Annotated in this window: 10 protein-coding genes and 1 pseudogene; 5 read left to right on the top strand and 6 right to left on the bottom strand. The window is 37.2% G+C overall.

Annotated features, from left to right (window positions below):
• Nucleotides 1-56: 56 nt before the first annotated feature.
• Nucleotides 57-713 (top strand): GTP cyclohydrolase I FolE, encoded by a 657-nt coding sequence (gene folE, locus DV428_RS06765; protein ID WP_112071527.1) that lies wholly within the window; start codon nt 57-59, stop codon nt 711-713.
• 105 nt (nt 714-818) lie between these two features.
• On the opposite strand, the gene DV428_RS06760 is transcribed toward folE, so the two are convergent.
• The 4 genes from DV428_RS06760 to potA form a co-directional block, all read right to left on the bottom strand.
• On the bottom strand, nt 819-1,901 hold the full coding sequence (locus DV428_RS06760; protein ID WP_114909155.1) for an extracellular solute-binding protein: 1,083 nt from the start codon (nt 1,899-1,901) through the stop codon (nt 819-821).
• A gap of 128 nt (nt 1,902-2,029) precedes the next feature.
• Nucleotides 2,030-2,800 (bottom strand): spermidine/putrescine ABC transporter permease PotC, encoded by a 771-nt coding sequence (potC, locus tag DV428_RS06755; RefSeq protein WP_114909154.1) that lies wholly within the window; start codon nt 2,798-2,800, stop codon nt 2,030-2,032.
• Nucleotides 2,800-3,660, bottom strand: coding sequence for a spermidine/putrescine ABC transporter permease PotB (gene potB, locus DV428_RS06750; protein WP_005638601.1), 861 nt, complete (start codon nt 3,658-3,660; stop codon nt 2,800-2,802). Before potB ends, potC begins: the two co-directional genes overlap by 1 nt.
• Nucleotides 3,644-4,762 carry a spermidine/putrescine ABC transporter ATP-binding protein PotA gene (gene potA / locus DV428_RS06745; protein WP_162790792.1) on the bottom strand — a complete coding sequence of 373 codons (1,119 nt, stop codon included), beginning with the start codon at nt 4,760-4,762 and terminating at the stop codon, nt 3,644-3,646. The genes potB and potA overlap by 17 nt, the downstream gene beginning before the upstream one ends.
• A gap of 296 nt (nt 4,763-5,058) precedes the next feature.
• Between potA and pepT the strand changes: the two genes are divergently transcribed.
• Nucleotides 5,059-6,297 carry a peptidase T gene (gene pepT, locus DV428_RS06740; protein ID WP_114909153.1) on the top strand — a complete coding sequence of 413 codons (1,239 nt, stop codon included), beginning with the start codon at nt 5,059-5,061 and terminating at the stop codon, nt 6,295-6,297.
• 170 nt (nt 6,298-6,467) lie between these two features.
• Here pepT and DV428_RS06735 read toward each other — a convergent pair whose 3' ends face one another.
• Both DV428_RS06735 and tdeA read right to left on the bottom strand, forming a co-directional pair.
• Nucleotides 6,468-7,097 (bottom strand): histidine phosphatase family protein, encoded by a 630-nt coding sequence (locus DV428_RS06735; RefSeq protein WP_114909152.1) that lies wholly within the window; start codon nt 7,095-7,097, stop codon nt 6,468-6,470.
• A 90-nt stretch (nt 7,098-7,187) separates the two neighbouring features.
• Nucleotides 7,188-8,555: a toxin/drug exporter TdeA gene (gene tdeA / locus DV428_RS06730; RefSeq protein ID WP_114909151.1), complete on the bottom strand. Its 1,368-nt coding sequence runs from the start codon at nt 8,553-8,555 to the stop codon at nt 7,188-7,190.
• A gap of 304 nt (nt 8,556-8,859) precedes the next feature.
• Here tdeA and glnS point away from each other — a divergent pair, with 304 nt between their 5' ends.
• The 3 genes and pseudogenes from glnS to DV428_RS06715 all read left to right on the top strand — a co-directional run bounded on the left by glnS (nt 8,860) and on the right by DV428_RS06715 (nt 13,015).
• Nucleotides 8,860-10,530, top strand: a complete 1,671-nt coding sequence (gene glnS / locus DV428_RS06725; protein WP_114909150.1) for a glutamine--tRNA ligase — start codon at nt 8,860-8,862, stop codon at nt 10,528-10,530.
• A gap of 65 nt (nt 10,531-10,595) precedes the next feature.
• Nucleotides 10,596-11,027 carry a YcgN family cysteine cluster protein gene (locus DV428_RS06720; protein ID WP_114909149.1) on the top strand — a complete coding sequence of 144 codons (432 nt, stop codon included), beginning with the start codon at nt 10,596-10,598 and terminating at the stop codon, nt 11,025-11,027.
• 143 nt (nt 11,028-11,170) lie between these two features.
• A pseudogene (locus DV428_RS06715) lies at nt 11,171-13,015 on the top strand (UDP-glucose:protein N-beta-glucosyltransferase).
• The last annotated feature ends 104 nt before the right edge of the window (nt 13,016-13,119 follow it).

Raw genomic sequence — 13,119 nt, 5'->3', positions numbered from 1 at the left:
TACCATCCTATTATCCTTTGCTAGAATAGCCGATTATTTTTTTAGGAAAGACTATTATGAGCAAAATTTCACTGGATGCGCAGAATGTAAGAAATGCCTTGATTGAAAAAGGGATTGAAACACCCATGATTGATCCAACACAGGCTAAAGATGAACGTCGAGAAAGCATTGCAAAACACATGCATGAAGTGATGAAGCTGATTGGATTAGATTTGCGAGATGATAGTTTAGAAGAAACGCCAAATCGTTTAGCTAAAATGTTTATTGATGAGATTTTTAGCGGAATGGATTATGCGAATTTTCCTAAAATGACGAAAATCAAAAATCAGATGAAAGTCAGCGAAATGGTGCAAGTGAATGACATCACACTAACAAGCACTTGTGAACATCATTTTGTTACGATTGATGGTAAAGTTTGTGTGGCATACTATCCAAAAGATTGGGTGATTGGTCTTTCTAAAATTAATCGAATCGTTTCATTTTTTGCTCAACGGCCACAGGTTCAAGAACGCTTAACTGAGCAACTTTTGACAGCATTTCAGACAATTCTTGAGACAGACGATGTCGCGGTATATGTGAAAGCGACCCATTTCTGTGTGAAAGCGCGTGGTATTAGAGATACAAATAGTTATACGGTCACATCTGCTTATGGCGGTGTATTTTTAGAAGATAGAGATACTCGTAAAGAATTTTTAGCAACAGTTCAGAAGTAAAAAATGGTTAATAAAATAGCCGCACTTTAATATCAGTGCGGCTATTTTTATATTTATCTCGAATAGAAAAGTGCGGTGAAATTTATCCGCACTTTGGATTGTAGATTATTTAGCTGCTTTTAATTCTTGATAATATTGTTCATAGAATTGAATTGCATCGCCAACGTCATCTTGCCAGTGGCTATTTTTTAATACATCAGCCGGTGGATAAATCGCTGGATCTTCGGTGATTTCTTTTGGTAATGCTTTTTTCGCTTCTAAGTTAGCTGTTGGATAGCCAATTGCTAAGGTTAATTTTTCCGCAGCTTTAGCGCCTAACATATAGTTAATAAGTTTATGTGCGCCATCTGGGTTTTTAGCAGTTTTAGGAATTGCTAGAGTATCAACCCAAAGTACAGGGCCTTCTTTCGGGAATACCATGTCTAAAGGAGCTTTTTCTTTTTTAGCAATACGTACGGAACCATTCCATAATTGACCTACTTCAACTTCACCTGAGATGAAAGAGTTAGCAGGGTTATCGGAATTGAAAGAAAGTACGTTTGGGCGTAGTTTCAATAATTCTTCATAGGCTTGTTTGATAATGGCTGGATCTTGAGTATTTGGATCTTGACCAATTTTCAATAAAGCGATGTTGAATACTTCGCGCGCATCGTCTAATAACTGAACTTTGTTTGCAAATTCTGGTTTCCACAAGTCAGCCCAAGAAGTGAATTGAGCGCCTTTATAAGTGTTGGTGTTGAATGCAATACCTGGTGCACCTAGTAGTTGAGGAAGAGAGTATTTATTACCTTTATCATAAGGTTTATTGAGCCAATCAGGGTCTAATTCTTTAATAACAGGCAATTTGCTGTGATCGAGTTCCATTAACATGCCTTCTCTAGCCATCTTAGAAACAAAGTAATTAGATGGTGCAATCACATCATAACCGCCAGCTGCGCCTTGAGTTTTGATTTTTGCATACATTGTTTCGTTTGATTCTAGGCTTGAAACGATAACTTTGATGCCTGTTTCTTTAGTAAACTCATCTAAAAGACCATCAGGCACATATTCTGTCCAAGTGTAGAGATACACAGTGTCATTAGCAGTAGCTGGAGCCTTTGTAGTTTCTTGCTTAGCATCTTTATCATTACAAGCAGTTAAAGTTGCAGCTACTAAGCCAGCAGTAATTAAACCTGCGAATTTTTTCATTTTTGTTTGTTCTCCGTAAAGAGTCGTAAAAAAACCACCTGCCGAATGACAGGCATAAAAAAACGCCTTGATTGTGCGTCAAGGCGTATTCTATTTTAAATTCAAAGGTTTGTGAAACCTTTTGTTTCTTAATGGTTATTTTTTCGTGTAATTAGCTGGCTTAAAACGACAAGAGCCAGTGAAAGCACGATCATAATTGTTGCTAAAGCATTAACTTCAGGTGTTACACCAGTTTTCACTAAAGAGAATATTCTCAATGGTAAAATTTCATAACTTACACCACTCACAAAAGATGAAACCACAACATCATCTAAAGAAATGGTAAAGCTTAATAACCAACCTGAAACAATCGCAGGTAACGCTAATGGCACGATGATTTTACGTAAAATAGTCACTTCGCTTGCGCCTAAGTCTTTCGCCGCTTCTAACATTCTAGAATCAAAGCCATTTAAGCGAGAGAAGATAGTTACGGTCACATACGGTAAACAGAAGGTCACATGAGCCAGTAATAAAGACCAGAAACCTAATGAAATACCGACAACCATAAATAATGCAAGTAAAGATACTGCCATTACAATATCAGGTGACATCATAACGATAAATAACATACCGCTTACCGCTTGTTTACCGCGGAATCTATAGCGGTAAAGTGCGATTGCAGTTAATCCCCCCACAATAGTAGCTAGAGTAGCCGCAAAAAATGCAATAGTTACCGAATGAATCGCTGCTTGTATTAAGGTGTCGTTATTAAATAAACGCTCGTACCAGTTCCAGCTAAAGCCTTTCCAGCTTAAACCATAACGATCTTCGTTAAAGGAATTAGTGACTAAAATAATAATTGGGATATACAAATAAGCGTATACCACAAACATAAATGCATTACGTAGTAAACGACTCATTATTCTAACTCCACTTTCTTATTCAATAGTTTGTTCGCGCGGTAGTACACGAAAATCAACAATGCCATTAGAACAGTTAAACCAATACTGATTGCAGAACCAAATGGCCAGTTACGAGAAATTAAGAATTCGCTCTTAATTACGTTACCAACAAGCAATACTTTTGCTCCGCCAAGTAAGTCTGCAACGTAGAACATACCCATTGCCGGTAATAATACTAATAAACACCCTGCGATAATGCCTGGCATGGTTAATGGTAAAATGACACGGAAGAAACGTTGGAATGCATTTGCGCCTAAATCTCTTGCAGCCTCTAATAAGCGACCGTCTAATTTCTCAATCGCAGAGTAGAGTGGCAAAATCATAAATGGCAATAGCAAATAAACTAAGCCAATGATTACCGCAATTTCTGTATTCAAAATGCGAATTGGTTCACTCAAAATTCCCATGTCCATCAACATGGTATTAAGCACACCTTTCACACCGAGAAACACTTTCATTCCATAAATACGGATCAACGAGTTTGTCCAGAATGGTAAAACCACAAGGAATAATAAGAGCGGTCGATATTTAGGATTAATTTTGCTCATCATGAAAGCAAATGGATAGCCAACTAATAAGCAAATAATGGTAGCTATGCCCGACATATATAATGAATTCCACACAACTTGTGCATAAAGCGGATTAAACAAGTTTGTGTAGTTTTCAATGGTGATTGGGAAAGCGTAAAAGTCGCTACCGTCTCTAGTCAGAAAACTTACGGCGAATACCAATAAGTTTGGAATCAACACAAAGAAGATGAGCCAACTGAAGATAATCGCAACAGTAATTTTCTGGAATTTATTATTGATTATCTTCATCGTTGAGAACAACCTCCCAGCCTTCATGCCATGTGATGCCTACGCGTTGACCTACGCTATGATCCATATGTGGATCGTCTTCGTTAAAGAATTCACTTACAAGTACACGCATGCCATTATGATCAAATTCTACAGTTGATTCTAATGTCATTCCTTTGTAAGTGCGGTCAACAATGTGGCCGATAATTGCTTTAGAATGTTCATTTTCATCTAATTCTTCAATCACAATATCTTCAGGACGAAGTAGTACTTGAAGTTTTTGATCTTTCTCAACAGGCATGTCTGTGTAAATATCACAAACTCGACCTTCCACATTTGCGAGTACAACTTGTTCTGACTTACGTTCAATCACAGTCGCTTCAAATACGTTAATTTCGCCAATGAAACGAGCAACGAATAAGTTCGCTGGATCTTCATAGATTTCACGTGGAGAACCATCTTGTGCGATTTTACCTTTACGTAATAACACAATACGATCAGACATTGTAATCGCTTCTTCTTGATCGTGAGTGACAAAAATAAAGGTAATGCCAAGCTGACGTTGTAACATTTTGAGTTCATTTTGCATTTGTTTACGCAATTTGTAATCCAATGCAGATAAAGACTCATCAAGTAACAACACTTTTGGTTTATTTACTACGGCGCGAGCGATGGCAATACGTTGTTGTTGTCCGCCAGAAAGTTGAGTTGGCTTACGCTCTGCCATATCTTCTAGCTGTACCATACGCAAGGCTTCTAAAACACGCGGTTTAATTTCGTCGTTTGGTACTTTTTGCATACGCAAACCAAAAGCTACGTTCTCAAAAATTGTCATATGTGGAAATAGAGCATAGCTTTGGAATACCGTATTAATATGACGTTTTTCCGCTGGCACATTGGTGATATCTTCACCATCTAAAATAATGCTACCTGAATCCAATTCTTCTAAGCCTGCAAGTAAGCGTAAAACTGTGGTTTTACCACAGCCTGAAGGGCCGAGAATAGTGACAAATTCACCGTTATTAATTGTAAGATTGAAATCGTTAATAATGGTGTTAGAACCATAGGATTTTTTGATTGAACGAAGCTCAATGATAGGCTTGTTTTGAAGCTGATTTTCCACTAGCTTTGGTTTTCTCCCTAATTTCACCAATGATTTGGTACTGAGTAGAAATAAAACCTGCAAGACTGCAGGGGCGGCATATAAAAATAGACGCCTATGATATAGTGAATTGTTAATAATTAAAAGGGCTTAATGCCTTAGAAAGTAAAAAAACTGCCGTTCATAAAAATAACGAGAAATTTAACCGCACTTTCGATGAATTTTACTTCGTTAATTTTATAAATATTGTTATATATCAAGATGTTTTCTATTTTTCTCGTTAAACTAAAAAAGATATTTTTAAAAGGAGCGAGAATATGATTTCTCAAATAGATAAAACAGAACTTTTAGAACGATTTTTACATTATGTGTCTTTTGATACTCAATCAAAACCTAATGCTAAGCATTCTCCTAGCTCTGTCGGGCAAATGAAATTAGCCATGCAGCTGCAAAAAGAATTAATCCAACTTGGTTTGGAGATGGTTGAAGTAAGTAAATATGCGGTGGTAACAGCATTTTTACCCGCTAATGATCCTAGCTTGACGAAAACCATTGGTTTAATTGCACATCTTGATACGTCTCCGCAATGTAGTGGCAAAAATGTACGCCCCGAAGTGATAGAACAATATCGTGGCGGAGATATTGCATTAGGTATTGGCGAGGAGTTTATTAGTCCTGTTTATTATTCTTTTATGCAAAAATTGGTAGGACAGACTTTGATTGTTGCCGATGGAACCACTTTGCTTGGGGCGGATAATAAAGCGGGAATTGCAGAAATTATGACCGCACTTTCCATCCTTCAAAAAGAGAATATTCCTCATTGCAATATTCGCGTTGCTTTTACGCCTGATGAAGAAATTAGTTTGGGAATCCATTATTTCCCAATGGAAAAGTTTTCCTGTGATTGGGCATATACTATTGATGGGGGAGAAGTAGGGGAATTAGAATACGAAAACTTTAATGCGGCAACGGCAAAAGTGCGGTTTTTCGGCCGGAGTATTCATCCTGGTTACGCAAAAGGAAAAATGGTGAATGCACTGACTTTAGCTTGTGAATTTCAGCAAGTTTTCCCTGTTGATGAAGTACCAGAAAAAACGGATGGGAAAGCGGGCTTTTATCATTTAGAAGATTTTTCTGGCGATATTGAGCAAGTGGAGCTCACTTATTTGATTCGTGATTTTGATGAGCAGAATTTCGCACAAAGAAAAGCTTTTATTAAAAGTCAGGTGGAAAAATTTAATTCTAAGAAAGGTTTGAAAAAGCCTATTGAGTTAGACATTCAAGATAGCTACCAAAATATGTATGATGTGGTAAAAAATGTTCCTCAATCAATTGAATTTGCTGATCGCGCAATGAAAGCGGTAGGGGTTAAACCAAGTCATAAGCCGATTCGAGGCGGTACAGATGGGGCATTTTTAGCATCTAAAGGTTTAGCATGCCCAAATATTTTTACAGGTGGCTATAATTTCCATAGTAAACACGAGTTGGTTTCTTTACAGGGCATGGAAAAGACGGTTGGAGTAATTATCGAAATGCTGAAATGTAAAGATCTGTAAAGAAGCGTAAAGATTTGTAAAGAAATGTAAAGATTTCTCTTGCTATTCTTTAGATTAGTCAATATAATGACCTTGTTTTATCGAGATTCCTTTGATAAAGCTAAACTTTAGAGATTTTATTCATAAATTCCTTTTTGATGCCCCTAATGATTTAGGGGCTTTTTTTTTACCTATTGTAAATGCGTTGTGTCATTTAATTTTTCAAGGCTAAAGCCTTTTTCACTGTCATAATGCACGATGCTAATAGCTGTATTTAATAAAGACACTGATTTGTCTTTATCTCGGTGATTTTGCCAAGTTGCGCCATTGAGTAAAGCAACCAATAGACGCAAGGTATGGCCATGCGATACCACTAAAATATTCCCTTCTTGATGAACCTTAATGATGTCTTGTACTGCTGCGATAGCTCGTTTGGCTAGATCTTCATAGGTTTCTCCACCATTCGATTCAGCTTTATAGTTCGCAGGATCATTAATCATTTGTTGAAATTCGGGCAAAGGTCGGATCAGTTCGACATTTGTTCCTTCCCAACTACCAAAATAATGTTCATTTAATCCACGATGTTGGAATAAGGGTATGTCACGATCGCCAATAATATAATTGGCTGTGTCAATGGTGCGTTGTAAACAGCTCGAATATGCCGCAATAAAATCGATATTTTGTAAAGCTTGCCCAGTTTTGACCGCACTTTGAATGCCTTCTTCTGTTAATGGAGAATTTCCACTGCCTTGCATTAATCCTTGTTTGTTCCAAACAGTGCGGCCGTGACGAATAAAATAAAAAGTCAGTTGTTTTTTCATTTTTAGGAATATTTATTGGTAAGGTTTATACCTTAAGTGAGGAATGTAATATTAAAAAGGGCGCTTAAAAACGCCCTATGTTTGGTTTTATTAACGAGAGTAATATCCCGCCATTGCGCTATATACCGCATTTTCACTTTGCAACACTTGATATTTTGCGTTCAAAATCGCAAGTTGTGATGATTTTTCAGTATTGGCTGCAACTAACCATTCGCGCAATTCGGATACGCCCGCATTATAGCGATTTCGATAATATTGCGTGATACGCTGATTGTAACTATGGGTTTGTTGTAAATTACTTAATGTGCTTTGCGCTTGGGTAAAGGTAAAGTAGTTAGTATCCACATTATTAAGAGCCGTGGTAATACGTTGTTCGTAATTTAAACGTGCGGTTTCATAGTCAGCTTCAGAAATTTTAACGTTCCATTTTACGGTATTCCAATTTAAGAATGGCAGGCTAATTCCTACTGTGCCAGCAGCCACAGGATTGTGTAACGCGGTGCCAACAGTACTTGCAGTTGAAGATAGACTTCCACCTAAATTAACTTCAGGGAACCAGCTTTTTTGAGTTGCTTTGGCATTTTTGAATGCACTACTTAAACGGAATTGCGCTGCTTTTACATCAGGACGATTTGCAATCACAGATACAGGAACATTCAAATTCACCCCTGCTGTTTTCACATTCATAATATGGGGGAACGTGATATTTAACGCATCGTTTGGTTTTAAGTTCAGCAGATTGCGCAAGGTTTGTTCTGCCGTTTTGCGTTGGGTTTCAAAATTTAATTTGTTATTACGCGCCGTTAATACTGCTTGTTGCGCTTGATCAACACTGACCCCATCAGCCACACCTTGTGCTAAACGCGTTTGCATAATATTACCAATGTCAGTGTAATATTTGATTGTTTCGTTGGTTGTGCTAATTGCATCATTTAAATAAGCAATTTGATAATAAGTCGTGACCACAGAATTGATTAATGATAAACGAGCAGATTCCATGTCTTCAGCGGTTGCTTTGTGCGACCATTCTGCAGCATCAGCGGCATTGGCTAAACGTTGCCAAAGATCCAATGTATAGCTCACATTTAAAGAACCTTTGTGTGAAATGGCAGAGTTTGCACTTGTGTCAACTCGGCGTTGTGCCGCAGATGAAGTTGAACCATTAAATGCAGGCACTAAATTTGCACCCACTAAATTTGCACTGTAAAGCGCACGGTTTACTGCCACAGCTGCTTTAGCTAAATCTTTGTTGTTTATTAACGCTTGTTCTATGACGCGATTTAATTGCGCATCGTTATACAATGACCACCAATTTTCTTTTACATTATATTGCTTGGTAATTTCTTCATATTGCTTGTAATCTTCAAGGCTAGCTTGATAAGAATCGCCAATATTGGTACATCCCACTAATGCACCAGACATCAACAAAGCAAGCGTCATATTTTTCATTTTAAACATTGAGTTTTCCTTCTTACGAAAATGAGTGGAAAGTGCGGATGATTTTAACCGTACTTTTGTGTTTTACAAAATTATTCCCTTGCGAACCCAATTATAAAACAAACCACTGAACGATTGTTCATGAAAGGCGGCATTGTAATAATTTATTCTATTTTTTGCACGAAAAATCTTGCGGTTAAACAAAAAATGCTGAAAAAGTTATAAGCTATTAAGTAGAAAGTGCGGTTAGTTTGGCGATCAAATTCACAAAGCCTTGCTTTTCGTATAGAATGGTAAAATTATTTTTTCTATTTATGAGAAAGTTATGAGCAATGCAGAAATTCTAGAAAGTGCAGAAAATACTCGCACTCACAATTTTATTACCCAAATTATTGATGAAGATTTAGCTTCGGGTAAACATAAAAGCGTTCATACCCGTTTTCCGCCAGAGCCGAATGGCTATTTGCATATTGGTCACGCAAAATCGATTTGCTTAAACTTCGGCTTGGCAAAAGAATATAACGGTTTATGTAACCTACGTTTTGACGATACCAACCCAGTAAAAGAAGATGTGGAATATGTGGATTCCATCAAAGCTGATGTGGAGTGGTTAGGTTTCAAATGGGAAGGTGAACCGCGTTATGCATCTGATTACTTCGATGCGCTTTATGGTTATGCGATTGAATTAATTAAAAAAGGCTTGGCGTATGTGGATGAGCTTTCTCCAGAAGAAATGCGTGAATATCGCGGTACATTAACTGAGCCAGGTAAAAACAGCCCATATCGTGACCGCACTATTGAAGAAAACTTAGCTTTATTTGAAAAAATGAAAAATGGCGAATTTGCCGAGGGTAAAGCAAGTTTACGCGCAAAAATTGATATGGCATCGCCATTTATGGTCATGCGTGATCCAGTGATTTATCGTATTAAATTTGCGAGCCATCACCAAACCGGTGACAAATGGTGCATTTACCCAATGTACGATTTTACTCACTGTATCTCTGATGCGATTGAGCGTATTACACACTCTTTATGTACATTAGAGTTCCAAGACAACCGTCGTTTATATGACTGGGTGTTGGAAAATATTAGTATTGAACGTCCATTACCGCATCAATATGAATTTTCACGTTTAAATTTAGAAGGCACTTTAACCTCCAAACGTAAGTTATTGAAATTAGTAAACGACGGCATTGTAGATGGTTGGAACGATCCACGTATGCCAACCATTTCTGGTTTACGCCGTCGCGGTTATACTCCAGCTTCATTACGTGAATTTTGCCGCCGTATCGGGGTAACGAAACAAGACAACGTGGTAGAGTATTCTGCACTTGAAGCCTGCATTCGTGAAGATTTAAACGAAAACTCACCACGCGCAATGGCAGTGATTGATCCTGTTCGCGTAGTGATTGAAAACTTTGAAGGCGAAGAGACCTTAACTGCGCCAAATCACCCAAATCGTCCCGAATTAGGTGAGCGTCAATTACCGTTTACGAAAGAGCTTTATATTGATCGTGCAGATTTCCGTGAAGAAGCGAACAAACAATATAAACGTTTAGTATTAGGTAAAGAAGTGCGCTTACGTAACGCCTATGTGATTAAAGCGGAACGTGTAGAAAAAGATGCAAATGATGAAATTACCACGATCTTCTGTACTTATGATCCTGAAACCTTAGGTAAAAACCCAGCGGATGGACGCAAAGTGAAAGGCGTTATTCATTGGGTTTCTGCGGTTAATAATCATCCAGCTGAATTCCGTTTGTATGATCGTTTATTTACTGTGCCAAATCCAGGTGCTGAAGATGATATTGAAAGCGTGTTAAATCCACATTCTCTCGTGGTAAAACATGGTTTTGTAGAACAAAGCTTGGCGGCTGCGGAAGCAGAGAAAGGTTATCAATTTGAACGTGAAGGTTATTTCTGTGCGGATAGTAAAGATAGCCGCCCTGAACATTTGGTATTTAACTTAACAGTAAGCTTAAAAGAAGGCTTCTAATTCTAAACAACCAAGTGCGGTCAAAATAAATGTGATTTTGACCGCACTTTTTATTTGTATCAACTATGCAACTTGAACCTAATTTTTGGCAAACAAAATCCCTGCTTGAAATGACCGAATCTGAATGGGAAGCCTTATGTGATGGCTGCGGCAAATGCTGTTATCGCAAATATATTCAAGGGCGAGGTAAACGCCAAAAACTTTATTACACCCGAATTGCTTGCAACCTTTTAGATGTGGAAACAGGAAAGTGCGGTAATTATTCAGAGCGTTTTAAACTTGAAACCGATTGCACCAAACTCACTAAAAAGAATTTACCTGATTTTCATTGGTTGCCTGATACTTGTGCCTATCGTTTGCTTTATGAAGGAAAAACGCTCCCCGAATGGCATCCGCTTATTTCTGGATCTCCCCATTCTGTAAAAAATGCGGATATTTTGATTAAAAATGGTATCCACGAACGCGATGTGATTGATTGGTTTGAGTTTGTGATTTAAGTTTTTATAAAAAACTAGCATTACTAGCATTATTTGTGTAATTATTTATAATTTCGCGCCGATAATAGTGACTTATGAGAATAAAATTCTATAGAGTTTTATCTGCTAAAGTGTCGTATATTTAATTGATTATAGAAGGAATTATGGCAATACTACAACCCAGCGTTAACCGCTTAGAAAAAGAAATTTAGAATAAAAATTATGAAGGTGCTTGCCAAGAACTTTTGAATATTTTACGGAAAATTGATGACAATTTTGGTGGGATTGATGGTATAGAATTTGATTTTCCTGAGCAAATTGCAGATTTATTAGAAAAGCGTACTCAATATTTTTGTACTCGCGTGGCTAATGCTATAACAGAGTTATTTACTGATCCTAATTTGATTATTTCAGAAAGTGGAGCATTGAGTTTTATTAGTTTTCAGCGTTGGTTAACGTTTATTTTTGCAAGTTCACCTTATGTGAATGCAGATCATATCCTAAGAACCTACAATATTAACCCAGATCCTGATGGTGATGTACACTTAAATACTGAGTTTTCTTCATTTGCGAAATTCTGTATTTTATATTTATCTGAATCAAATATTAATATTAATTTGGATGCGCTTTGGGAAATAAATAAAGAGCTTTGTGCATCTCTTTGCTTTGCTTTGCAATCACCACGTTTTATTGGCACAGGTACCTCGTTTAATAAAAGAGCGATTCTTTTACAATGGTTTCCTAAAAAGTTGGCTGAATTTGAAAATTTAGATAAATTGCCTTCTAGTATTTCTCATGATGTGTATATGCATTGCAGTTACGATTTTGCTCAAAATAAACATGATGTAAAACGTGCCCTAAATCAGGTTATACGTAAACATTTGTTGGCGCAAGGTTGGCAAGATCGTGAAATTACTTCATTAAGCGAATACAACGGTAAACCTGTCATGATTGTGCTTTTAGAGCATTTTCATTCTTTTCATTCCATTTATCGAACTCACTCCACTTCAATGATTGAAGCGCGTAAAAAATTTCATTTAGTTGGTATAGGAAAAGAAAATGTAGATCAAGCTGGACGAGACGTATTTGATGAATTTTTCCAACTTGAATACGGCACAATTTTTCAACAACTTGAGTTTGTTCGAAATAAATGTGAAGAATATGGTGCCGCTGTTTTTTATATGCCAAGTATTGGTATGGATATAACGACAATTTTTGCAAGTAATACGCGTCTTGCACCCATTCAGGTTGTAGCCCTTGGTCATCCAGCCACAACCCATTCTGATTTTATTGAATATGTGATTGTTGAAGATGATTATGTAGGTTCTGAAGACTGTTTTAGTGAGACCTTACTACGTTTACCAAAAGATGCGCTGCCTTATGTGCCGTCAGCATTGGCACCTGAAAAAGTCGATTATTTGTTCAGAGATGAACCCGAAGTAGTAAATATCGGTATTGCTGCAACAACAATGAAATTGAATCCAACATTCCTTGAAACATTGAGAATAATTCGAGATAAGGCCAAAGTGAACGTTCATTTCCATTTCGCACTGGGGCAGTCTTTCGGTATTACACACCCTTATGTGAAATGGTTTATTGAGCAGTATTTAGGGGATAGTGCAACAGCCCATGCCCATGCACCTTATAGCGAATATCTCGATATTTTACGCCACTGCGATATGATGTTAAATCCATTTCCGTTTGGTAATACAAATGGCATTATTGATATGGTAACGCTTGGTCTAGTCGGCGTTTGTAAAACGGGTGCTGAAGTGCATGAACATATTGATGAAGGGTTATTTAAACGTTTAGGCTTACCAGAATGGCTTATCGCACAAAGTGTGGAAGAATATATTGATTGTGCAGTAAGACTTGCAGAAAATCATAAAGAGCGTCTAGAGCTTCGTCGTCACATTATAAAAAGCAATGGTTTAAAAACACTTTTTAAAGGTGATCCTAGCCCTATGGGTAAAGTGTTATTAGAAAAAGTAAAAGCGTTAAAATTTTAATAAGATTTTATTCACGAAAAATTTAGTTTTATATTTAGCCTCTAAAAGTTAGATTTTACTTAACTGATTAGAGGCTTTATTTTGACGAAGATCACACTTTTAAA

This window comes from Haemophilus haemolyticus (genome assembly GCF_003352385.1).
In the GTDB taxonomy this organism is placed as follows: domain Bacteria; phylum Pseudomonadota; class Gammaproteobacteria; order Enterobacterales; family Pasteurellaceae; genus Haemophilus; species Haemophilus haemolyticus_I.
This window is presented reverse-complemented; position numbering and strand designations above follow the sequence as displayed.

Coding starts and splice junctions, on each gene's coding strand:
- folE (WP_112071527.1), top strand. CDS start 57: ATGAGCAAAATTTCACTGGATGCGCAGAATGTAAGAAATGCCTTGATT.
- DV428_RS06720 (WP_114909149.1), top strand. CDS start 10,596: ATGCAACTTGAACCTAATTTTTGGCAAACAAAATCCCTGCTTGAAATG.
- potC (WP_114909154.1), bottom strand. CDS start 2,800: ATGAGTCGTTTACTACGTAATGCATTTATGTTTGTGGTATACGCTTAT.
- glnS (WP_114909150.1), top strand. CDS start 8,860: ATGAGCAATGCAGAAATTCTAGAAAGTGCAGAAAATACTCGCACTCAC.
- DV428_RS06735 (WP_114909152.1), bottom strand. CDS start 7,097: ATGAAAAAACAACTGACTTTTTATTTTATTCGTCACGGCCGCACTGTT.
- potB (WP_005638601.1), bottom strand. CDS start 3,660: ATGAAGATAATCAATAATAAATTCCAGAAAATTACTGTTGCGATTATC.
- tdeA (WP_114909151.1), bottom strand. CDS start 8,555: ATGTTTAAAATGAAAAATATGACGCTTGCTTTGTTGATGTCTGGTGCA.
- DV428_RS06760 (WP_114909155.1), bottom strand. CDS start 1,901: ATGAAAAAATTCGCAGGTTTAATTACTGCTGGCTTAGTAGCTGCAACT.
- pepT (WP_114909153.1), top strand. CDS start 5,059: ATGATTTCTCAAATAGATAAAACAGAACTTTTAGAACGATTTTTACAT.